Source organism: Proteus appendicitidis (assembly GCF_030271835.1).
Lineage (GTDB): Bacteria > Pseudomonadota > Gammaproteobacteria > Enterobacterales > Enterobacteriaceae > Proteus > Proteus appendicitidis.
The window spans coordinates 3,168,468-3,191,949 of sequence record NZ_CP127389.1 but is presented as its reverse complement, the minus strand read 5'-3'; the positions used below and the strand labels follow the sequence as shown (position 1 = coordinate 3,191,949).

The 23,482-nt window shown below is 37.4% G+C and carries 19 protein-coding genes; 10 read left to right on the top strand and 9 right to left on the bottom strand.

Annotation, left to right across the window (positions count from 1 at the left end):
• Nucleotides 1-22 precede the first annotated feature (22 nt).
• On the top strand, nucleotides 23-628 hold the full coding sequence (locus QQS39_RS14755) for a histidine phosphatase family protein (RefSeq protein ID WP_196735960.1): 606 nt from the start codon (nucleotides 23-25) through the stop codon (nucleotides 626-628).
• Nucleotides 629-801: 173 nt separating this feature from the next.
• On the opposite strand, the gene QQS39_RS14750 is transcribed toward QQS39_RS14755, so the two are convergent.
• Nucleotides 802-2,274, bottom strand: a complete 1,473-nt coding sequence (locus tag QQS39_RS14750; RefSeq protein ID WP_151435926.1) for an anion permease — start codon at nucleotides 2,272-2,274, stop codon at nucleotides 802-804.
• A gap of 1,309 nt (nucleotides 2,275-3,583) precedes the next feature.
• Here QQS39_RS14750 and QQS39_RS14745 point away from each other — a divergent pair.
• The 5 genes from QQS39_RS14745 to QQS39_RS14725 are packed head-to-tail and all read left to right on the top strand — an operon-like array spanning nucleotide 3,584 to nucleotide 9,622.
• Nucleotides 3,584-5,251, top strand: a complete 1,668-nt coding sequence (locus tag QQS39_RS14745; RefSeq protein ID WP_151435925.1) for an acyl-CoA synthetase FdrA — start codon at nucleotides 3,584-3,586, stop codon at nucleotides 5,249-5,251.
• 12 nt (nucleotides 5,252-5,263) lie between these two features.
• Nucleotides 5,264-6,529, top strand: coding sequence for a YlbE family protein (locus tag QQS39_RS14740; protein WP_151435924.1), 1,266 nt, complete (start codon nucleotides 5,264-5,266; stop codon nucleotides 6,527-6,529).
• Between the two features lie 42 nt (nucleotides 6,530-6,571).
• Nucleotides 6,572-7,399, top strand: coding sequence for an oxamate carbamoyltransferase subunit AllH family protein (locus tag QQS39_RS14735; protein WP_151435923.1), 828 nt, complete (start codon nucleotides 6,572-6,574; stop codon nucleotides 7,397-7,399).
• A gap of 47 nt (nucleotides 7,400-7,446) precedes the next feature.
• Nucleotides 7,447-8,352 carry a carbamate kinase gene (locus tag QQS39_RS14730; RefSeq protein WP_100160113.1) on the top strand — a complete coding sequence of 302 codons (906 nt, stop codon included), beginning with the start codon at nucleotides 7,447-7,449 and terminating at the stop codon, nucleotides 8,350-8,352.
• A gap of 25 nt (nucleotides 8,353-8,377) precedes the next feature.
• Nucleotides 8,378-9,622 (top strand): MFS transporter, encoded by a 1,245-nt coding sequence (locus QQS39_RS14725; protein ID WP_196533970.1) that lies wholly within the window; start codon nucleotides 8,378-8,380, stop codon nucleotides 9,620-9,622.
• Between the two features lie 58 nt (nucleotides 9,623-9,680).
• Here the strand turns inward: QQS39_RS14725 and allS are convergent, their stop codons facing one another.
• From allS to QQS39_RS14695, 6 genes are all read right to left on the bottom strand, one after another.
• On the bottom strand, nucleotides 9,681-10,595 hold the full coding sequence (gene allS, locus QQS39_RS14720; RefSeq protein ID WP_285804814.1) for an HTH-type transcriptional activator AllS: 915 nt from the start codon (nucleotides 10,593-10,595) through the stop codon (nucleotides 9,681-9,683).
• Between the two features lie 385 nt (nucleotides 10,596-10,980).
• The gene (locus tag QQS39_RS14715) at nucleotides 10,981-11,802 is read right to left on the bottom strand and encodes a CPBP family intramembrane glutamic endopeptidase (RefSeq protein ID WP_285804813.1); all 822 of its coding nucleotides are present in this window, start codon (nucleotides 11,800-11,802) and stop codon (nucleotides 10,981-10,983) included.
• Nucleotides 11,803-12,144: 342 nt separating this feature from the next.
• Nucleotides 12,145-13,080 carry a phosphatidate cytidylyltransferase gene (locus QQS39_RS14710; protein WP_151435920.1) on the bottom strand — a complete coding sequence of 312 codons (936 nt, stop codon included), beginning with the start codon at nucleotides 13,078-13,080 and terminating at the stop codon, nucleotides 12,145-12,147.
• A complete protein-coding gene (locus QQS39_RS14705) occupies nucleotides 13,067-13,789 on the bottom strand; it encodes a lysophospholipid acyltransferase family protein (protein ID WP_285804812.1) in 723 nt (240 codons plus the stop codon). Before QQS39_RS14705 ends, QQS39_RS14710 begins: the two co-directional genes overlap by 14 nt.
• A gap of 3 nt (nucleotides 13,790-13,792) precedes the next feature.
• Nucleotides 13,793-14,455 carry a CDP-alcohol phosphatidyltransferase family protein gene (locus QQS39_RS14700; RefSeq protein ID WP_151435918.1) on the bottom strand — a complete coding sequence of 221 codons (663 nt, stop codon included), beginning with the start codon at nucleotides 14,453-14,455 and terminating at the stop codon, nucleotides 13,793-13,795.
• A gap of 942 nt (nucleotides 14,456-15,397) precedes the next feature.
• Complete coding sequence (locus QQS39_RS14695; RefSeq protein ID WP_151435917.1) at nucleotides 15,398-16,033, bottom strand: response regulator transcription factor; 636 nt, start codon at nucleotides 16,031-16,033, stop codon at nucleotides 15,398-15,400.
• A gap of 468 nt (nucleotides 16,034-16,501) precedes the next feature.
• On the opposite strand from QQS39_RS14695, the gene QQS39_RS14690 reads away from it, so the two are divergent.
• Nucleotides 16,502-17,497 (top strand): LacI family DNA-binding transcriptional regulator, encoded by a 996-nt coding sequence (locus tag QQS39_RS14690; protein WP_151435916.1) that lies wholly within the window; start codon nucleotides 16,502-16,504, stop codon nucleotides 17,495-17,497.
• A 48-nt stretch (nucleotides 17,498-17,545) separates the two neighbouring features.
• On the opposite strand, the gene QQS39_RS14685 is transcribed toward QQS39_RS14690, so the two are convergent.
• A complete protein-coding gene (locus tag QQS39_RS14685) occupies nucleotides 17,546-19,012 on the bottom strand; it encodes a glycoside hydrolase family 32 protein (RefSeq protein WP_285804811.1) in 1,467 nt (488 codons plus the stop codon).
• Nucleotides 19,013-19,285: 273 nt separating this feature from the next.
• Here QQS39_RS14685 and QQS39_RS14680 point away from each other — a divergent pair, with 273 nt between their 5' ends.
• The 3 genes from QQS39_RS14680 to purT all read left to right on the top strand — a co-directional run bounded on the left by QQS39_RS14680 (nucleotide 19,286) and on the right by purT (nucleotide 22,714).
• Nucleotides 19,286-20,233 (top strand): PfkB family carbohydrate kinase, encoded by a 948-nt coding sequence (locus tag QQS39_RS14680; RefSeq protein WP_151435914.1) that lies wholly within the window; start codon nucleotides 19,286-19,288, stop codon nucleotides 20,231-20,233.
• 233 nt (nucleotides 20,234-20,466) lie between these two features.
• Nucleotides 20,467-21,378, top strand: a complete 912-nt coding sequence (rarD, locus tag QQS39_RS14675) for an EamA family transporter RarD (RefSeq protein WP_151435913.1) — start codon at nucleotides 20,467-20,469, stop codon at nucleotides 21,376-21,378.
• A 148-nt stretch (nucleotides 21,379-21,526) separates the two neighbouring features.
• The gene (purT, locus tag QQS39_RS14670; RefSeq protein ID WP_285804810.1) at nucleotides 21,527-22,714 is read left to right on the top strand and encodes a formate-dependent phosphoribosylglycinamide formyltransferase; all 1,188 of its coding nucleotides are present in this window, start codon (nucleotides 21,527-21,529) and stop codon (nucleotides 22,712-22,714) included.
• A 92-nt stretch (nucleotides 22,715-22,806) separates the two neighbouring features.
• Here purT and QQS39_RS14665 read toward each other — a convergent pair whose 3' ends face one another.
• The gene (locus QQS39_RS14665; protein ID WP_285804809.1) at nucleotides 22,807-23,472 is read right to left on the bottom strand and encodes a substrate-binding domain-containing protein; all 666 of its coding nucleotides are present in this window, start codon (nucleotides 23,470-23,472) and stop codon (nucleotides 22,807-22,809) included.
• Between the last annotated feature and the right edge of the window lie 10 nt (nucleotides 23,473-23,482).

Here is a 23,482-nt window from a genome sequence, read left to right as displayed (position 1 = left end):
GCCATTAAATTAAGGAATAATAATGAGACTAATTTTATTAAGACACGGTGAAACCTTATGGAATATGGAATCACGCTTACAAGGACATGCTAATTCTTGTTTATCACCAAAAGGCATTAATCAAGCAATGGCGATAAAAGAGAGTATTAGATTGTTATCACCCGCTAGGATTATTACGTCAGATTTAGGGCGAACAGTACAAACCGCAGAAATCGTCGGTCACCCCGAAGCTGTTAAAGAGCCGTTATTGCGCGAGTTAAATATGGGGGAATGGACAGGACAGCGAAAACCAGAACTCATAAGACACCATGCGGATAAATACAAAAATTGGCGAGCAGGAACTTATACGCCACCTAAAGGTGAAAATTGGTTTGATTTTTGTGATCGTATTGGTGAGGCATTACAAGGGTGGGTACATAAAGAAGACAGTGATTTATTAGCGGTTGTGCATAGTGGTGTTATTCGTGCCGCCTGCAAAGTGTTTTTAAATCTGTCTCCTGAGTTTTTATTACCCGCGACACCGGGCACAATAACGATATTTAATTTTGATCTTAATTCTGATAAAGCGCCAAAATTAGAAGCCTATAATATTGGCTCTTATATGCCAGATAAGAATGTCGCTGACTAAGGTTAATAAGAAGTGGTTTTCAAATTAATCATATTGTTTTAAACATATTTATTATTCAAGACCAGAATTTAAAGTTAGAATTTAAATCTGAAATGTAAAATAAGTCACTCCGATATTAAATCAGAGCAAGGGAAACCTTGCTCTTTTGCTATTAAAATTAAAGAACTAAAGCTCTACCAATATCCCAACACTTTCCACCATACACTACCGAGCGTGATCCAAATAATGAGGTTAACTACACTCATCACAAATCCTGTTTTCCACCATTCACCCAATGTGGCATAGCCTGAACCGAAAATAATTGGCGCAGTACCTGTACCATAATGCGTTAATGACATCATTAATGAAGATGAGAATGCCAAAATAAGACCTAATAACATTGGTGGTGCGCCAAGGGCTAAACCAGCGGCATAGAATGCTGCAAACATTGCGGTAATATGGGCTGTAGTACTGGCAAAGAAATAGTGAGAATAAACATAAATCAGCACCAATAACACCATGCCACTAACCCAGCTGATCCCCATACTATCAATACTTGCGCCGACACTGAGTGATAGCCACTTAATTAATCCTAATTTTCCTAAGAAGGATGCCATCATGACTAAGGCTGAGAACCAAACTACGGTATCCCATGCACCTTTGTTTTTTAAAATATCATCCCAATTCAAAACGCCTGTACATAATAAAATGGATAAACCAATAAAGGCTGCTGTTGTTGCATTAATACTAAATCCATCACCAAATAATAATGCTGGGACACCCGCCCACATAATTAATAATAGAGCGAAGACGGCAAGTGTTATTTTTTCAGGTAATGAAATAGGACCTAATTGCGCTAAACGCTCTTTGGCAAAATGAGGGGCATTTGGCGTACTAGTTATTTCAGGCTTATAAAGTAGATAGATAACAATAGGCATTAAAATTAATGAAACGATAGCTGGCACAAAAGCCGCAATTGCCCACATAGACCAACTAAGCTCATGTGTAGGATCTGTTTCACTAATAATTAAACTGACAATTAGCGGATTAGGCGCTGTTGCCGTAATAAACATGGCAGAAGTAATTGGATTTATATTGTAGTTCACTAAAGAGAGGTAACGGCCTATTTTACCACTTGTACCATCTTCCGCCTTAGAGTTAAAACTATCTGAAATTGATCGCATAATTGGGTGAATGATCCCACCACCACGAGCGGTATTACTTGGTGTTACAGGGGCTAATATTGTTTCGGCAATTGCTAATGAATAGGCTATTCCAATGGTTCTTTTTCCAAAAAGGGAAATAAAATAATAACCAATTCTAGCACCTAGCCCTGTTTTATTTAGACTCATGGATACCATAATGGAAATACCAATTAACCAGATAAGATCATTGGAAAATCCACTTAATGCGTCACCAATAGCGGCTTTAGTTGAATGAGGATTAGTGACACCTGTAACAGCGACTAATGCGATAGCAATAATAGAAACAGCACCGATAGGAAGTGCTTTACCAATAATGGCGGCAATAGTGCCGACAAAGAGCGCTAATAAATGCCAAGCATTGGGATCAACCCCTTGTGGTACGGGGATAAGAAACCAGATAATAAGAGTAATAGAAACGGCGATTAATGTCGGTATAGGTCGTAATGGAGTTAATTTATTCATCAGGTTATTCCATTAGGTTGCAGGTTAAATAAATAATCGGAAGTAAAAAGTAAAGCTAATAAGTATTTTTATTGAAGGCAATTTTATTAACATATTATTAAATATTCATTGATTAGTGTCATAAAAATAAAATTATTTATTAACTTAATTTTAAAATAAGAAATTTTATGTAACTTAATGTTATTAAAATACGGGGTAATTATTTATCTTTATGTTTTTATTGTTGTTTTTGTAATTATTTTTATTATAACTAAATGTTAATAATAAAAACTAAATTCAATGATAGGTGGAAATAAAATATAATTATGGTATGTAAATTTATCTCGTATCACATTTATAATATTAAATTCATAATGTTATAAAGGATTATGTTATTATTTTAGGTCGTTTTAATTTTATTAACCTATGTGATTATAATGTTATTAACAATAGCTGAATAACTGATACGTTATTTGTCCAGCACAAAACCACCTAACTGACACCATTAAACTCTCGTGTCCTGTTGCTGTAATTAGTGAAGGTCTTGATCCAGCTTTACGAGTAAGAGCATAACCGCTAGATGCTCCAAGTTTAACAATGAAAATTGTAGCTTATCCTTGACGTGTTCTCGTCGTCAGCCCTTAGTTATTTAATGCACCTGTTTGTGGGGGAATTTTTAAACAACCATTAAACGTTTGGATTGGGACGTAGACTTTTTAGTTAAAGAAGGGATGGTTGATAATATGATATTAAAAATTAAAGTTGAAGCTATTAAGTAGTAACTTAAGTCATATATTAAATATTCTTTCTATTTTAAAAGCCTTATTAAATACAAGGCTTTTTTTTGTTTTTTATAAAATTAAATGCAATTAAAAATAAAAGATAATTTAAAAATTTAACAAAGAAAAATAGCCTTTTTTTATTTGTTGATAATAATCATTTATTGCGGTATGTTATAAAATTGTAACTTAACAGTTGATTGTCTTTGTTTTATTTGAAGTTTATATCCTTGTGGTTGTTTCTTGTTCGTTAAATCCTTCTCTGAAGTTTTAGGCTTTATTCTTAAATTAATAAACTTTTCTCATCATAATTTATTTAATAAATATCGTTCGATTAAATAAAAATTTTTTACAATAAATAAGTGTGACTTCTGTCACTCTACATTTCGATATTTCTTCAGTATGTTTATATGCAGAGATTAGAAATTAATAAATCAAACATTTATTTATATTGCTTAATAACTTAAGCAAATAGGCTTCTTATTATCAAAAAAACGAAATGCAAATAGATATGTGCTGTTACATATATTAAATGCGTTAAGGATATCATAATGATCCATGCTTTTATTAAAAAAGGGAGCTTTCAGGATTCAGTAAGCCTGATGATTATTTCCCGAAAATTAAGTGAAGCCCCAGAGGTGGAAGAAATTTCCGTCATGATGGGAACACCAGCGAATAAATCTCTTCTCGATGTCACCGGTTTCTGGCATGACATGTTTAACGAAGCAACACCAAATGACATTTGTGTTTCGATTAAAGCGGAATCAGACGATCCTTCCATTATCGATATGATTTCTACGGCATTGGAAGAAGCACTGGCAGAGATAGCCAGTGGTCAAAAAGGTGGCAACAAATTAACGACAGTGCGTAGCTGGCGTACCGCGAAACAAAAAAGTACGAATGCCAATATGTTACTTATCTCTATTGCGGGTGAATATGCGGCTGAATTAGCTGATACCGGTTTAGAAGATGGCTGTAACGTTATGTTGTTCTCTGACAACGTTTCTATCGCAGATGAAAAAGCATTAAAAGAAAAAGCAGCCGCCAAAGGTCTGATTGTGATGGGACCTGACTGTGGTACGGCAAATATTGCTGGTGCTCCTCTTGCTTTCGCAAATATTGCGCCTAAAGGTTCAATAGGTATTGTGGGTGCATCAGGTACGGGTATTCAAGAAATCACCTCACAAATTGTTTTACAACGCCAAGGTATTTCTCACTCTATCGGTTTAGGTGGTCGTGATCTAACAGAGCAAATTGGTGGTATCAGTGCAATAACTGCTATCAATATGCTGGCTGCTGATCCTAATACTAGAGTGATTGCTTTTGTTTCTAAGCCACCAGCACCAGCAGTTCGTCAAAAAATCATTGCTGAGATGAAACGCCATAATAAACCGATTGTGGCTCAATTCTTAGGAACAACCCCTGAGAAATTCCAAGACGACAATATCTATTTCACTCGTACTTTAGATGAAACTGCACGTATCGCGGCTGAATTAGCTCGTGTTGAAGATATTGCCGCGGAATTACCAAAAGTAGCGGGTAAGAAAATCATTGGTCTTTATGCGGGTGGTACGTTAGCCGCTGAGTGCGCCATGTTGTTATCTGAAAAACTCAATGTTGAAGTCGATAACGAGCATAAACAAGGCACGATGCTAGATGCTGATGGTCACAAAATTATCGATATGGGTGATGACTTCTATACACAGGGTAAACCACACCCAATGATTGACCCATCTACACGTAACAAATTTATCAGTGAGTTAAGCAATAAAACCGAAGCGGGCGTGTTACTGGTTGATTTTGTTATTGGTTATGGCGCAACTCAAGATCCAGCTGGCGCGTTAATTCAGGAAATCAAAAAACTGAATGAGAAACGTGGCGAAGCAAATCCACTGATCACTATCGCAACTATCACTGGTACTGAAGACGATCCACAAAACCGTAGCGAACAGCAAAAACAGCTAAAAGAAGCGGGCATTATTGTGATGGATACGTTGCCAGAAGCCGTTTTATTAGCCAAAGAATTAATCCAGCCACATCCAGCAGAAGCACATGCTGAAGTGTCGCCACTGCTTAACGGGATCTCTGTGATCAACGCAGGATTACGTAGCTTTGCAGACGATCTGCAATCAAGTGGCACCCCTGTTGTTCATTATCAGTGGGCGCCTGTCGCAGGTGGCAATAAAAAACTGGCTGAAATATTAAAGAAATTGAAATAAGGAATTGCAGATATGTACTCAACTATCGAACAAGCGAATGAAGCAGTTATCGAACGTATCCGTGAAGCCCGTCCTCACTGGTGTGATGTTAGCTTAGCAAAAGAAGTTGTTCCTACTTTAGAGACAGGTAAAAAATTACTTCACGCGGGTCCACCAGTAACTTGGGGTGAAATGAGTGGCCCTGTTCGCGGTGCATGTATCGGTGCTTCTTTATTTGAAGGCTGGGCAGAAACTGAAGAACAAGCATTGGCAATGTTAGAAGCGGGTGAAATTGAGTTTATTCCTTGCCATAACGTGAATGCAGTAGGCCCAATGGGCGGCATTACTTCTGCGCATATGCCAATGCTGGTTATCAAAAACCACATTCATGGTAACTACGCTTACTGCAACATGAACGAAGGTATCGGTAAAGTAATGCGCTTTGGTGCTTACGGTCCTGATGTGCAAGAACGTTTACATTGGATGCAAAATAGCTTAGCACCAGTATTAAAAGCAGCGATTGCAACGTTTGAAAACGGTATCGATCTGACGGCAATTATGGGGCAAGCCATTACGATGGGTGATGAATTCCACCAACGTAATATCGCTGCATCTGCGCTGTTATTGCGCCAGCTTGCACCAGTACTAGGCACTTTAGATTTTGAAGAAGCTGAAATCACCAAAGTGACTAAATTCCTGAGCATTACAGACCAATTCTTCCTGAACTTAGCCATGGCTTATTGTAAAGCCGCGATGGATGCGGGCGCTCAAATCAAGCAAGGTACTATCGTCACTGTAATGACACGTAATGGTAGTAACTTTGGTATTAAAATCAGCGGAATGGGTGACCAATGGTTCACTGCTCCAGTAAATACACCGCAAGGTCTGTTCTTCTCTGGCTTTAGCCAAGCAGATGCAAACCCAGATATCGGTGACAGTGCAATCACTGAAACATTCGGTATTGGTGGCGCAGCAATGGTTGCGGCTCCTGGTGTAACACGCTTTGTAGGTGCATCTGGTGGTATGGATGCGGCGCGTGAAGTGACTGAAGAAATGGCAGAGATCTATCTTGCTCGTAACATGATGTTGCAAATTCCAACTTGGGATTTCCAAGGTGCGTGTTTAGGTTTAGATGCTCGCCGTGTGGTTGAAACGGGTATCACCCCGCTGATTAACACTGGTATTGCGCATAAAGAGCCGGGTGTTGGTCAGATTGGTGCGGGTACTGTACGAGCGCCTTTAGGTTGCTTTGAAAAAGCGATTGTTGCACTTGCTGAAGAGCTAGGTATCGACGCTTAATCTCGTTTTCTAACGGCAAAGCACAGCAATAAAGGGGGCATTATGCAAATTCAAGCACTTCAAACCAGCCAGCATATCACTGATTTTGAAGGTGAGATTAAATGTGTGGGCATTTATGACCATGCTTTGAATTTCATTTGTCCTCAGCAACGCTTAATGACTTTTCATCGTGAAGGAAAAGGATTAAGCCCGATGGGATGGTTACTGAAACAAGATGATTTTGATTATTTTGCAAAACAGTGCCATCCCTCGATTGTGATGGATATTAAAAATCATCAAGCAACGCTCGCAAATAAGCTCATATTGATCGCAGGTCAAAATGAGAATTTGCGTTTACAGGATAAAGCGAATTTAGATTTGCGTTGGTTAGAAAGTTTTTTTTCTCTGTTATCTCCCTCGATTGCAACGGGGTTATACGGCTCTTTGAAAAATTACCGTCAAATCGCGCAACTTAGTGAAATAAAGTTATTAACTAAGCTGTTTCATAATCAGCTATTAGGCAATGCTGTTAACTGGGCTATTTTTACAGGGAAAGGCCCCGGATTAACGCCAAGTTCAGATGATATGCTGGTGGGTATGTTATTTGCACATTATTTAGCGGAGCCAGAAAATAAACTTAATAATTTTTTTAATAACACACCGCCTTTATCTGAATTGACCACCATTGTCAGTAAGCATTATTTGGAATATGCCACACAGGGAATATTTTCTACCTATCTCATTCAACTAGGTAAAAAAATAAAGAATAAAGAGATTATTTTTAAGGATATGTTGGAAATACTCTCTATTGGTCATCATTCCGGCGCGGATACCTTACTGGGATTATGGATTGGTTACCAAGTTAAAAAACAACAACAAAATATTGATTAAATTTTTTTAATAAAAGAATTTATATAAACATTCGGATACGGATAATTATGAAAACAATTGTTATTGCTTTAGGCGGAAATGCATTATTGCAACGCGGAGAAGTTTTGTCTGCTGAAAATCAATATAAAAATATTGAATTGATGTCAGAGACAATTAATAAATTAGCTAAAGAGTATCGTGTTGTATTAGTACATGGTAATGGGCCTCAAGTTGGATTGCTTGCACTGCAAAACCTTGCATATCAAGATGTTCCTGCATATCCATTGGATATTTTAGTCGCAGAAAGCCAAGGTATGATTGGCTATATGATGATGCAGAAAATTAATCAAAATCATCCTGAACAAGCTATTACAACGGTAATGACTCGAGTTTCAGTTGATATTAATGATGAAGCATTTAACGATCCTAGTAAATTTATCGGCCCTATTTATGATGAAGCTGATAAAGCAGAGTTAATTGCGAAGTATCAATGGACATTTAAACAAGATGGTAAACATTATCGTCGTGTAGTGCCATCACCAACACCGAAAAAGATTATTGATATCGAGGCAGTAAGACTTTTATTAGATAAAGGTCATATTGTTATTTGTGGTGGCGGTGGCGGTATTCCTGTCAACAATTCAAATAATGAGTTTATTGGTAGTGAAGCTGTTATTGATAAAGATTTAACTGCGGCTTTAATTTCTCGTGAATTAAATGCAGAGCACTTTGTTATTTTAACAGAGGCGGATGCTATTTATAAAAATTGGGGTACACCAGAACAAGCTGCAATTCGTGAAGCAACACCAGAAGAACTTGCACCAATGGCTGTCGCTGATGGCGCAATGGGACCAAAAATTATGGCAGTGAGTGATTTTGTTAATGCAACCGGGCAACAAGCTCATATTGGTGCATTACAGAATATTCAACAAGTTATTGAAGGTCAGTCTGGCACTTTAATTTATAAGTCTTAATAAAAATGCTTTCAGGAGCGTCATTATGAACGATGCACAAGTCAATGAGAAAGGCAAAGTCCCTTATTGGGTCAAACTGACCATTATCTTCTTCTTTGGTTGGATTGCGCTGTATGGTAGCCGTGCTATTGTTGGTCCTTTAATGGTAAATATTGGTGCTGAGTTTGATCTATCCAAAGCTCAACTTGGCTCCATCATGAGTATTTTCTTTATCGGATATACTGCACTAAATATTCCATCAGGCATGATTGGTGACTATTTAGGTAAGAAAAAAGTATTAGTAACAGGTGTTGTTCTCTTTGGTGGATTCACCATTATTGCGGGTATGATGCCAACTTACGTGACCTTTATGTTTGCATGGGTCATGGTGGGGATATTCCAAGGTTTCTATTATGGTCCTCAGTATGGTTTATCCTCAGAAGCGATACCAAAACATCGTATTACATTAGGTAGTGCGATTATCAATAGTGGTATGGCATTTGGTTTATCGATTGGCTACTACATCTCAAGTATTTCTGTTGGTGAGATGGGAATGAGCTGGCGCGCGCCGTTCTATATCATTGGTGTACCAATTATTATCATTGGTTTGGTTATGTTATGGATCATCAAAGATAAGCCAAAAGCACAACCTGCGGCAGAAAATGGCGCACCCAAACAGAAAGTTAAACTGACATTTAAAGATTTATTTGGTAATCGTAATATCAACCTTGCGTATGTCACCATCTTCTGTTCAATCTATGGCTTCTTTGTATTAGTCACTTGGTTACCGTACTACTTAGAAACTGAGCGTGGAATTACTGGGACACAAATTTCAACTATCGCCTCATTAATGCCGTGGTTTGCTATTCCTGGTTCACTTATTTTTAGCTGGGTTTCAGATAAAATTGGTCGTCGTAAACCTGTATTACTGATCATGTTACCGCTGTCATTAGTCGCTATTCTTGCTGTGCCAATGTCAGAATCAATGCCTGTGTTAATTGGCGCGCTGATCCTTTACGGTATTGTTGGTAAAATCAGTACAAACCCAGTACTTGTTGCTGTGGTTGCTGATAACTCACCGCGACATGCACTAGGTACATCGTTTGGTGTCTATAACTGTATCGGTATGCTGGGTTCTGTTTTTGCCCCAACATTAACCGGTTTCTTATCAGACAAAACAGGTAGCATGGACTCCGGTTTCTACTTTGCGGCTATTCTGATTTGTATCGGTATTGTGGCAAGCCTCTTTATTAAAGAAAGCAACAACAATAATGAAGAAGCAAAAGCGTAGTACGCTATTCAGATAGTCACTGAATACACAGTAAAAGGGCAAACTTCGGTTTGCCTTTTTAATTTAAAGGAGCGTAAAACGATTGCACACTCGGATGATTTTGCTTAAACAACTCCACTAAATAACTGACTACCGCGCCTTTTTTATCTTCACACCATGCTAATGAAAGGGGAGAGTTATGACGGCGATTTTTCACTTCTTTCGCAATTAACTGCCCGCTATCAATCAGGGGTTTGCATAAACTTAATGGCAAAAATCCTATTCCTACGCCTTTTAAGTGACAGGCTAATTTGGTGTGTAAATCAGGTACACGGATCTCGTGCTGACCCGATAAGCGCCATGCAGTGCGTTTAGAAAGATGGCGAGACGTATCTTCGACGTTTACAGCAGAATACATACGCATTTGATCATCACTTAATACACCACTGATATTGGCTAAAGGATGATTAGGCGCGACAACAAATTGCCATTGAATTTCGCCCATCGCACAAATGTTAATATTATTCTTAAGGGATTCATTACCCGTAACACCGATAGCAAAATGGTAATCTTCATTAATAAGCGCATCCCAAACGCCCATATAGACTTGGCGAGTAATATGAAATTGGGTAGACGGAAAACGTTGATGAAGACAAGCCAGCATACTGGCAACCGCAGTGCGATCATAAAGCAGATTATTAATGACAATATTGACCTGATGCTCGACACCCGCGTTCATTTGTTGAAGTTCTACAGGCATTGATTCTAGCCATACAATCCATTGACGACATTTTTCTAAGAGATATTCGCCCGCTGGCGTGAGTGTCACGGTTCTTGTGGTGCGATTAAAAAGTTGGGTGCCGATATTTTCTTCTAATGTTTTTATACGGTAACTAATTGCGGCTGATGTTTTATGAAGCATATCGGCTGCTTTGGTAAAACTTTGGCAGTCGGCGACTTGTATAAAAGTGCGGATCATTTCTTGGTCTAACATATTTTTGTCCTGATGGCGAAAGAGGCAAATTCTCAGCAGATAATGCTGAACTAAAAAAAGAAAACAAAGCAAACAGAGCAAAGCTTACCTATTTTTCCTGAGGTCTATACCGCGAAGTAAGACAACTTCTTATCGTGTTAATGGATGTTATTATTTTCGGCTTATTGTTGTTTGCCGTATGAAGTTTTGATTATTTATAGATAAGCGACAAAGCATACTAACAAAAATTTCATCGGATGATGGGCGCAAATAAGAATATCTGTATTCTATTTGTGTGATTGCTTTCACGTTTCACTCATCCTTTTACTGATGAAGATAAGATGTCAGTAAAAGGTGGTGAAAATCAGGATAAAAAATCCTTCGATAAGATAAGAAAAAAAATCGATTAGGCTATTTTAAATGGGTAAGTAAAAAAGAGCAGATGAGTCAGATTAAGTGCAAAGTGAAATAGTGTTGAAACCCAGAGCCGACCACTCCACATCCAAGCTAACCCATAAATAATTCCCGCGAGTGAAGCAAAAACAACGAGCAATATTCCCCCTGCGAAATGTGCTAAACCAAAGATAATAGCTGCTATTAGTAGAGCAACATAAGGAGGTAGATAGCGTGATAATGTTTGCTGAATGACACCTCTAAATAATGCTTCTTCAGCAAGTGATACAAAAAAGAGGTTCGCAAGAATAAAGGCAGGTAACCATGATGGTAAATGCAATTCAATTGCTAATCCCCCTAGTTTTACAGCGATCAATAACAATGCAGGAATAGCAATAATGAGCATTGTCCACTGTAATTTATTTGCTTTTTTTAATGGAGCGCAGACAAAAAGCGTAGGAATAAAGATCAGAAAAATAAAGGGTAATAATGCTTTATCAGCATTTAAATAAAAAGAAAAAGGGGCGCTTTTCATCCCTATAATGGCATGTGAAAGGTAACGTAAATTGTTAAAACCAGGAATAAGGTGAAAAGTTAATCCACTGGCGATAATGACAAGTGCGAGAATGATAATTGCTCTAAGTAGAGGCTGTGTTTTATAGCGAGAATAGGCGAATGCTAGTAAGAGAATACTAAAAATAACAGGCAAGGTATGCCATGTAATAACACCGGTTATAAATGCGCTAAGTGTTGTAAATATCAGTGTAATAAATGCAAGAGTGCGATTGAAACCCAAAAATAACAAAGAAAAAGCAAGAAGTAGCCAAGTGATCATAATTGTAAAGGATCTAAAATGAAAAGGGGCGTTAGGGTAAAAGATAGCGGTCTTTTAGGCTATCACTATAAATAAAAAAGTAGAGAAATCAGACCTCTTTACTCGTAATGGTTTTATTTAATCATTTGATTTATATATAAAAGATAAAATATTGATTTTTAATCCAAAATTAAAACAAATGTTTAATTTATATAATGATAGTCAATTTATGATATTAAATTGGTATAAGAAAAATAGGGTGTATAAACATGCCGATAGTTTTAATATCGGCATGTTAGTCTATATTTTAATCTATTTTTTAATCTATATAGGTCAGTTTACTTTTGATTAAACAGCGTAAAATTAAACGTAAAAATAGCGAATAACATGGAAGAAAATAGGTGCTGCAAAGCAGAGGGAATCCATTCTATCCATCATGCCACCATGACCTTCGATCATCGTACCAAAATCTTTTACGCCGCTGTCTCTTTTGATTGCAGACATACATAAACCACCCGCAAAACCCGCCAATGTAATGACTAAAGAGAGTAAAAATGCGGCCCACCATGAGAAAGGTGTTGCCCACCACAACATCATGCCAATAAGGCTGGCGGAGATAATGCCACCAAAAAAACCTTCCACTGTTTTATTTGGACTTAATTTAGGCACGATAGGATGTTTGCCAAATAATTTACCAAACACATATTGAAGAACATCAGAAACTTGCACCACAATCATTAGGAATAGCAGTAAATTGATATTACGACCTTCGAAACCTTCAATTGGCAACATTAAAAGTGCGGGTGCGTAACTTAGGCAATAAATTGCTATCATCACGCTCCATTGCACTTTTGCCATACGTTCTAAGAAGTGGTGAGTATCACCTGAAAGTGCCATACGAGTTGGTATTAATAAGAAGGCGTAAACTGGAATAAATACCGCCATTAAGTTGTACCATTGCACACCAACAAGAATGTATTGGATAGGCAATATAACGAAGAAACACCAGAATAGCGCTTCATGATCACCACGATGTGTGGGTGTTAAGGTAATCAGCTCGCGTAATGCAAGCCATGAGATAATAGTAAAGAGGACAACAGAACCTATTGCTCCAATCCCTATGGCAACACCTGCAATAATACACATTACCCACCACGCGTTGATCCTTGAATTAAGATTCGTAATAGTGGATGTAGGACCTTTTACTGCCGCTAAAATAGCACCAATAATGCTGGCGATAATTAAGAAAGAGAAGAGCCCGATAAAGATCCAGATAACTTCGTTATTAATACGTTCCATTGTGTAGCTCCTCTAACGCACTTTTTGCTCTTACCAGAAACTCTTGTTTACTTTCATTTTCATGAGTGGCTCCAATAGGGGCGCCAAAAATTGCACTGCAAATAACAGGAACAACTAAGCGAGAGCCTTTAGGAAGAACTCTATTTAAGTTTTCCAGATAAATAGGGACTAATTGCACATCCGGATTTTTACGAGAGAGATGCCAAAGACCCGCTTTAAAATCTTGAATAGATTCGCCGTTGCCTCGAGTACCCTCAGGAAAAATAATTAAAGAATCCCCTTGGTCTAAAATATTTTGCATCAGAGCAAGTGCATTGGCTTTATTTGGTGTTGATGATGCAGCGTCATTCGCAGGTTGTTCTACGCTCTCTTCGCAAGAATTTTCCTCTGGTGGAAAATTCATTTTGGCAGCATGACGAGGAATAAGAATGGCTCTAAAGATACGACGAGATAAATAACGGCGTAAGCGGTTTTTGTTCCAATAATCTTCAGCGGCAACGGGATGAACATAAGGGCGAATATTGGGTGCAAGACAAGACCAAATAACTAAGCCATCAAGATGACTTGAATGGTTAGCGTAATAAATACAAGGTATATCTTTTGCAATAGGGGAGGTTTGTTTAGCGCGAATACCTGTTAAGAATCGACAAATAGAGACTAAGACGGATGATACCACTTTTGCATCTAAAGCAAGTTTTCCATTTTTCATTAATCAGACACCTTGTGCTAAATCCCGTAAAATTCGACGGGTTCTGAAAATTGTGGTCAGCATTGAACCTAAAATAATAATCCATAATGAAATAAAAAAGAGCCATATTCCCCAAAGATTGGGAATAAATGCAGCAACAACAGCAACAGAGGTTAATAATGCCATTCGGTGTTGTTTTGCCATGGGACCTGTAAATTGTTGATCTAGCCCACAAGCACCACCTAATACACGAACATAAGCGGTCATTACTGCAAAAAAAGCACCCACCCAGCCCAAGGTAATGGCCATAGAAAAGTCAGAAGATAGCCCATAGCCGACACCCAAAATAATTAAAGTATCGGCAATTCTGTCTGGTAATTCATTATAGACAGCCCCTACAGGGCTTTTCATGCCTCCTTCTACGGCAACCATACCATCGAGTAAATTACAAATGAGGCGACCTTGGATCATGATAGCGCCAAGGATCAGTAAAATTGAGCGTAATAATCCAGATGTATAAAAGAGGGCACAAAAGAGTGAGAAGCCTGCCAGTAATGCAAATACGACACTAAACACGGAAATACCGTTAGGCGTTGCCCCTTTTTGTTGTAAGTAGCGGCTGCACTTTGTGGCCCAGTTTGTTTGTCTTGCTTTTATTGGGCGGCGGTTTTTATCTTGAGCGTTCATTTTTCTTTGTAAAAAGCGAGTTAGGAGGTTATAGCATAAGGGCATTTGGTCAAAGTGAAAATAAGAATAAACGTATAAGTTTAACTTATGTTTTTTTATGCAGATTAATTCCTCCGTGTTTTGCTCTTATTAAGACTGTAAATCAATCATTAATAATCATTTGTTTTTCTAGGTGTTAATACCTATTTGAAGCTAGTAAATTATACTTACATGTTCTGATCATTTAATGATGCTCTTTATTAGAGTGTTATTAAGTAGAAATGGTAAATGATGTATTACATTAATTAAACTATAAAGAGAATAAATTTCTTAAGTAAAAGGGAGTATAAAAGGAAATAATTATTATTATTTCTTATTTTACTGTTTAAATAATCGTAATTAAAACACTTCTATTAGAATTTTCTTATAAGGAATTTTTTGTTTAAATCGAAAATCAAAACGCATAAATAGTCTTTAAATGGGCATAAAAAAAGAGACGGGGATTTCTTTTGTATTATTTTTTACTCATTAATAATTTTCTTCGTGAAATAAGAATAAAGAAAATGAGAAATTAGAAATGAGAATAATCATCTTTATAATAAGTGAAAAATGATTTATATCAAATGAAGGGCTTCATCTACTCTTATATTGCTATTATTAATAAAAAACAATCATAATAGTTATTAATAATAGCGATTATGAAAATAATATATACAAGTGTTTTAAATTGAAATTAAACGAACCCAAATGAAAGGGGGCATCAAAATAAGTTGCCGCCCTTTCTATCGTAGAATGGTGTCTAGCGTATTAATTATTCCCATATTAGGTGTAATTCATCCAAAATAGAATGTTTTTAGAAGTACAGCTTCTTTTCATTAATAAATATTAATGAAAATTAAACAGGTCATATCGTTATATGGCAAGATAATACAACCCATTGATAAATAGAAATCACATTGTAAATTAGTTTGCTCTTAAGTCATATTTCTTAAAGAAATCATACTCTTGAACTAATTGTGGTAGTGATCTTATTTTCAATTTCGTATACATATTTGAACGATGAACTTCAACTGTACGAGGCGATAACGAAAGCTTTTCTGCTGCTTCTTTGCTCGTATTTCCTTCAAGGATCATCTCCATAACCTCTTTTTCTCTATTAGATAACTTACCAAATTTATCTTTTAGAGATATATATGTTCGGAATTGCTCAACTTCACTTTCATAATGTAAGAAAGATTCCGAGACAATATTAAGAAGCTCATTCACATTTAGAGGACGAGTTAAATATTCAAAAGCTCCTGATTTAAATGCGCTACGACAACTCTCAATGGAACTATCCCCAGAAATAATAATAACAGGAATGATGTTTCTCAATTTGTTGAGTTCTTTAATCAGTGCAATTGATGGTGCTGCACTACTTTTTGTATTAATTATGATGCACTCTTTATGTGCTCCTTTTGTTGATGAAAAATAGTATTTCAAGAAAGCCTGTTCATTTGAATAGGTTTTCACATTAGCCGCTAAAGAAGAAAGAACGGCTTTAAGTTGAACTTTTGTACTGTCATCTTCAAAAGTGATTAAGTGGATTATTGATTCCATATGTTGCTCCTGGTTTTACTCTTCTCTTACACTAAAAGTGAGTGAGTAACGAAATTTGACTAATTTATAAGTTTTTTGTGTAGGGTAACATTCACGCAACGGAGCCATATTCAGAATATATCAAATTAAAAATGATTAATACTTTTGCATTATATTATAGATAAAATATCAGAACTTTGTTTTGTTTCAATATTTGTATTTTATAGATAAGAATAATTTATTTCTATAATGAAAGGATGAGATAACTATTATTAATTGTAACTAAGTTTTTTCTCGTAAGTGATTTTAACTATATTAAACTCATCTAATAAGTAAAAAAAATAATATATTTAGGTGTTTTTCCATGAAGTAATTAATAGTCTAATTTGGTTACAATACAATTCCCTTTGTGGCTTTTTGACTTTACTTCTTGTAAAATAGCACTTTATTTCTATTGACCCTTTTTAATAAACCAACCGAGCCAATACTATGGCGTCACTGAAAGATGTAGCTCGACTTGCATCCGTTTCTTTGATGACAGTCTCAAGAGCGATTAATAACCCTGAGTTATTAAAACCAGAAACACTGAAACAAGTCCAAAATGCGATTGATCAACTTAACTATGTTCCAGATTATTCTGCACGAAAAATTCGTGGTCAAGGAACAAAGGTATCCTCAATTGGTGTTCTGGCAATTGATACTGCAACGACACCATTTTCTGTGGAAATGATTTTATCGATAGAACAAACCGCCAGAGAATTTGGTTGGAGTTCATTTGTTGTTAATTTGACTGCACAAGATTGTTATGAAAATGCCATTTGGCAACTTTTGGCTCAACGCCCAGATGGTATTATTTATACCACGATGGGGTTGCGTGAAATCACCGTACATGAAAAGCTGCTTGATAAGAATTTAGTGTTAGCAAACTGCTTGGATAAAACGCACGCTTTTCCAACTTATATTCCCGATGACTATCATGGGCAGTATTTTGCGATGAAAAAAGTTATCGAGAAAGGGTATCGCCGCCCTTTGTGCTTTTATATACCTGAAGAATCTGTTGCAGGTCCTATTCGTCGTAAAGCCGTTGAAGATGCTTGGCAAGAGGCTGGATTGCCATTGGCAGATCTACAACAATATACGATGATGTTTGGAGATGAACACTATCGTGATGTGATTGAAATATTGAAAAAGCATTGTGTTCATCAAAAAGCTGACTTCGATATTCTCATTTGTGGTAATGACCGTATTGCATTTTTAGCTTACCAAGTTTTACTTTCTATGGGGTTACGTATTCCAGAGCAAGTAGCTGTTTTGGGATACGATAATATGATTGGTACAGGAGAGTTGTTTTATCCACCATTAACGACGGTACAACTCCCTCATTATGAATTAGGTAAAGAAGCAACGTTGCATATTATTCAAGAGCGAAACCATAGAAATACCGTACATGTACCTTGTCAATTAGTTGAACGTGAGTCTATTTAAAGACTCACGTCTTACTACTTACTTCTTACTTATTTTCTTTTCTCAATATCAGTAAATACTATTTAGCTGCCAATATTGACCATCAATCAGTGTTGCATCACCATTCATGGCAAAAAGACGTAAAGTTTGAGCATCTTGTTGAGCATAATATCGGCTGCTAAAGGTGAATTCACCTTTGTTTACAAAGATTTCAATTGATGAACGATCAATGAAAATACGTAAATTCAATTCACAACCTTCAGGTAATGGAATACTTCTAGCACCACTCATATTGTGCTGAGGATAATGGCGGTTAAGAACTAAACGATGTGATTGATTATCAACAAATAGCTCTAGCCCTTCACCTAGCCATAAACCAAATTTTTCAGCATGACTGTCTAAAGATAACGTTAAGTCGAGTTCGATAGCGGCAGTATTATTTATTAGCTCGATAGATTGATTACTGAGTGTTAATGGTTGAATAGTCTGTTTTTCTTGGCGCAATGATTCGACTTCTTTAACGGGGATCATGCGTAAGCGATTTTTCGATTTATCAAATGTGATTTCACGAGGGAGTGTAAAACAGCCAGACCAAAATTCAGATTTCGAAGGCATTGGCGAATTCCACATATCCATCCATCCCATTGAAACGCGACGACCATCAGGTGTCATAAATGATTGTGGCGCATAATAGTCATGCCCATTATCAAGTTCAATAAAATGCCCTTGTGGTTTAAAAGGTTGATTTGGCGACCACTGGCCAATTAATGCACCTGATTGAAAGAGGTTGCGATATTGATAGCCTTCGGCTCGTTTACCTTGTGGTGAGAAGACGATCGCAAATTCGTTTTCTTGGCTGATAGGAAAGAAATCAGGGCACTCCCACATATAGACATTTTTATCATCCGTTTTTCCTAAAACAGTGTAATCGTTATTCCACTGCTGCCCTTCCTCAAATAAGGTTTCGCTAGAGAAGAGTAGGACTTGTCCTTGATCTTTTTCATCACGAGCGCCCACAACCATCCACCATTTGCCTTCTTGATACCAAACTTTAGGATCACGAAAATGCATATAACCTTTAGGGGGTTCTAAAACGATCCCTTTTTTCTCAAAATGAATACCATCTTCACTAACAGCAACACATTGCGCTTCATAGATTTGACTATCATCTCCTTCAGCAGCTAACCAGTTGTGTCCGGTATAGAAAAGATAGAGTTTACCTTCATGGCTAATAGCTGATCCTGAGAAACAACCACTTTTGTCGTAGTCATCTCCCGGCGCTAACGCAATAGGTTGGTGCTGCCAGTGGATCATGTCGGCACTTGTGGCATGTCCCCAATGCATTGGTCCCCAATCTTGAGAATAAGGATGGTGCTGATAGAAGGCATGATATAAACCATCATGATAAATAAGACCATTAGGATCATTTAACCAGCCCGCAGGTGCTGCCAAATGAAACTGGGGATAAAATTTATTGCCTCGTTTTTCAATCAAGGTATTTAAGGCTTTTGTTGATTGTTCTAAGCGGTGTTTCATATCATTATCCTTATTATATTTCAGAGTTATTAGTGTGTTTTTAAGATCATATAAAGGGTAAAGAACAGACGTAATCACACTATGACTCTTGTTGTTAACGATAACATTTAGAGTGAAAAAAATACGATGTATGAGATTGACTTTATCATCTTATCTCATTATGTTAACGTTATCAGTGTGGATTTACGAGCAATATCTTTACTTATTCGTTATGAATAGTCATAAAAACAGAATATAGTTAAGAAAAATAATTGCTTATCTTCAGGAGAGATTATGAAAGTCTGGTCTTTAGGTGACGCTGTTGTTGACTTGATCCCATTGCAAAACATGCAATATGAAGCATGTGCTGGTGGTGCGCCAGTCAATGTTGCTGCGGGCGTTGCTAAGCTTGGTCAACAAAGTGGTTTTATTGGACGTGTCGGTGAAGATGCGTTCGGCCATTTTATGCAAAAAACATTGTTTGATCTGGGCGTTGATACTCGGACAATGGAATTTGATGAATTTCATCGTACCAGTACTGTTCTTGTCTCTTTACAAGAAAATGGTGAGCGTGATTTTACTTTTTTAGTTGCTGAGTCTGCTGATCAATTTTTAACAGAAAAATCTTTACCTGCGTTTGAAAAAGATATTTTGCATTTTTGCTCTTTAGCATTAGTGAATCCCATTTGTCGCTCGACCTTAGATTGTGCAATCAAAAATATTAAAGAAAGCGGTTCACTACTGAGTTTTGATATTAATTTACGTCCTCAAATGTGGCGTGATCATGAGGAAATGCGCGAAATTATCGATAATTATGCGCATAAAGCTGACATTTTAAAATTATCAGAAGATGAGCTTACGTGGATGACACAAGAAGTGACATTGAATAATGCACTTAAAAAATTAGAAGATTATCCCGCTCGTTTAAAAGTGATCACCCAAGGCTCTAAAGGTTGTTTAGTTTTAACGCCAAATACGCAAGTCGCATTTAGTGCCTTTATCGTTGAATGTATTGATACAACAGGTGCTGGCGATGCCTTTATGTCAGGTCTGTTAGCTGCGCTTGCTGAATATGGTTTTGCTGAAGATGAACAATATTTATCAAAAATAGTAACGCAAGCAGCTGCTTGTGGCGCTTTAGCCACCACTCAAAAAGGGGCGATAGCAGCGGCACCAAGTCGTAAAAAATTACATGATTTTGTTCAGCAGCAACCGCCTTTACATGTTAGGGAGATTTTCTAACAACTTACCCTTTTTTCTGGTTGTGGTTTTTACCACGGTTTTCCCTTAATGGTATCTTTTTTTCTCCATTTATAACGACTTTTCTCGGAGTGGTTATTTGTGGAGATTTTTTTATCTTGTCTATGCCGTCGCACTGATGTTTGATCAATCAATCAGCGATGATGATCATATTGTTCTGTCTATTTTAAGCGTATGATATTCAATCTTATTGACTTTTATTGATGGAACATTAAATGTTGGCTCAATCGGGCGCGGTATTAGCCATTTTTTCTTATATTCTTTGGGGAATAACCCCTCTGTTTTATCGGCTGTTACCCGGAGCGCAGCCATTAGAAATGCTGGCTCAGCGTTTGATCTGGTCTATCCCTCTTTTATTACTCGTCCGACTCTTTATTAAAAATAGAACACGATGGCGCGCTGTTTTACAAGATAAGCGCTCTGTTTTTATGTGTCTATTTAGCTCAATGGCTATGGCCGTTTCTTGGTGTACATTTACCTATGCATTAACTCATCAACAAGTATTAGAAGCGAGCTTGGGGTATTTTATTAATCCACTTTTCTCAATTTTATTAGGCGTCATATTTCTTAAAGAAAAGCTGAATCCAGCAGAAAAATGGGCTGTTACCTTAATTTGTGCCGGTGTGGGCTATCAATTGTGGATGTACGGTGAATTACCCGTACTCGCTATCATGATGGGGGGCGCATTTGCTGTATATGGCTTGATCCGTAAGTTTATTCGTTTTGATGTGATCACGTCTTTGTTTATGGAAACACTTTGGTTGCTGCCATTAGCCATAGCTGCCACTATTTGGCTGTTGATTACAGAGAAAAGCGCACTACCTTCTGCAGATAATCTGACTCGTTTTTATTATATTCTAACAGCTCCGGTCACTATACTGCCGTTATTGTTTTTTACCGCCGCAGTTAAGAGAACAACATTAACTGTCATCGGATTAGCTCAATATATTGAACCAACCATTCAATTTTTACTGGCTGTTTTCTTATTCCATGAAGCTTTTGATGAAGTAAAAGGCGTGAGTTTCTCACTGATTTGGTTAGGGCTTTTATGTTGTATCTTAGCACTTATCCGCAAACGCCTTAATTATCTAAAAATTCAAAAAGGAAAACGTAGCCAAACGATGTAATGTTTTTATTTCTCTATTTCTCTATTTCTCTATTTCTCTGCCTGATTATTTTTTTGTCTAGCTATTTTTCTATCAAGCTAAATCCGCTATGCTATATCAAAGCAATCGTTTGCGTAGTTGCGGTTTTTATTAATGGTGAGGATAAAAAATGACAGTGCTGGGTACGGCTCTTACGGCAAGTGCAACAAAAGTGATGTTATTGGGTGCCGGTGAATTAGGCAAAGAAGTTGCGATAGAATGCCAACGCTTAGGAATTGAAGTGATTGCCGTTGATCGCTATCTCAATGCTCCTGCTATGCATGTTGCTCATCGTCATCATGTTGTAAATATGCTTGATAGCGATGCATTAAAGCAAGTTATTAAACAAGAGCGACCTGATTTTATCGTTCCTGAAATTGAGGCTATTGCAACAACGTTACTGGTTGAATTAGAGCAAGCGGGGCAAAAAGTGGTTCCTTGCGCCCGTGCTGTAAAACTAACAATGGATAGAGAAGGTATTCGTCGTTTAGCCTCGGAAACACTGCATTTACCTACATCGAACTATCAATTTGTTGATGATGAAGTGAGCTTTAAAAAAGCAGCACTAGAAATAGGCTTCCCTTGTATTGTAAAACCTGTCATGAGCTCATCCGGAAAAGGGCAAAGTGTTATTCGTAGTGAAAGCGATTTATCACACGCTTGGACTTATTCTCAAGAAGGTGGGAGAGCGGGAAAAGGGCGCGTGATCGTTGAGAAAATGATCCCGTTTGATTTTGAGATAACGTTACTGACTATTCATGCTGTTGATGGTATCCATTTTTGCGCCCCTATTGGTCATCGACAAGAGAAAGGAGATTACCGTGAATCATGGCAACCTCAAAAAATGAGTGATATCGCGCTTGCCAAAGCACAGCATATTGCGAGTAAAGTGGTTGAGAACTTAGGAGGCTATGGTTTATTCGGTGTTGAGTTATTTGTTCAAGGTGATGAGGTATTCTTTAATGAAGTCTCACCTCGCCCTCATGATACAGGATTGGTGACACTAATTTCTCAAGACTTATCAGAGTTTGCGCTTCATGTGCGTGCTTTTTTAGGCTATCCCATTGGTGGAATTCGCCAATTAGGTCCTTGCGCATCAGCGGTTATTTTACCGGCGCTTTATAGTACAAATATCGTATATTCTGGTATTGAAAAAGCGTTGAAGGCAAATCGTCAAATTCGCCTTTTCGCTAAGCCTGAAATTGCTGGCACTCGCCGTTTAGGTGTGGTGCTTGCTCATGCTGATACAATAAAACATGCATTGGATGAAGCAACAGCAGGTGCCAAGGCTATTATTGCCAGTGACGCCCCAAAATAACGATATAACATAAGGTGACTTACCGCTAAAAAGGGAACTTAACTTAGCGGTAAAAACCCTGCTTTAATAAAATGCGCTTTAGCATAAGGAGATTATATCTCCTGATATAAACTATAAGCCTGAGAATGAATAAGTGTTGCACAATAGTGTGCGGTAACATTAAAAGGCTTTGGAATATCGAATATCTTTAATTCAGGAAATTGGCTTAATTGTGCTTGGTAGTGCTGATAACCAATAAATGCGTCTGCTTGATGTGTGGCAATTAAATAGTGTGCAGCCATCCTACCTTGAGGAATAATAAGTGAATGCTTACCTCCAACCAAAGAAAGCGCTCGCATTTTTAATGCCTGACTTAACTGTGGATTAATTTGCGCAATATTATCAAATAGTTGCCAACTATAATCCCCTGATGGATCTGCTTTAGGAGTAGATATCGCTAATTTTAATGCGGTATTTGATAATACACTAAGCCAGTTATCTTCTTTATTTACAGCAGTATAACGAGCGGTAATGCAAAGCTGATTGGCAATAAAAGGGGCATATTGTAGAGCGAAACCTTTATCAATTAATTGCTTTGCATTACTTTCATCCGCTGAAAGAAACAAATGACAGGTTTCCCCTTGTTCAATCCGTTGACGCAAAAGTCCAGCAGGTCCAAATGTAAGCGCCCACTTTTCACCTGTTTTTTGCTGATGATGCTCAATAAAAGCAGGTAGTGTCGTTTTTAAGCTACCTGCTGCAAAAAGGGAAAACGTCATAGTGTTATAT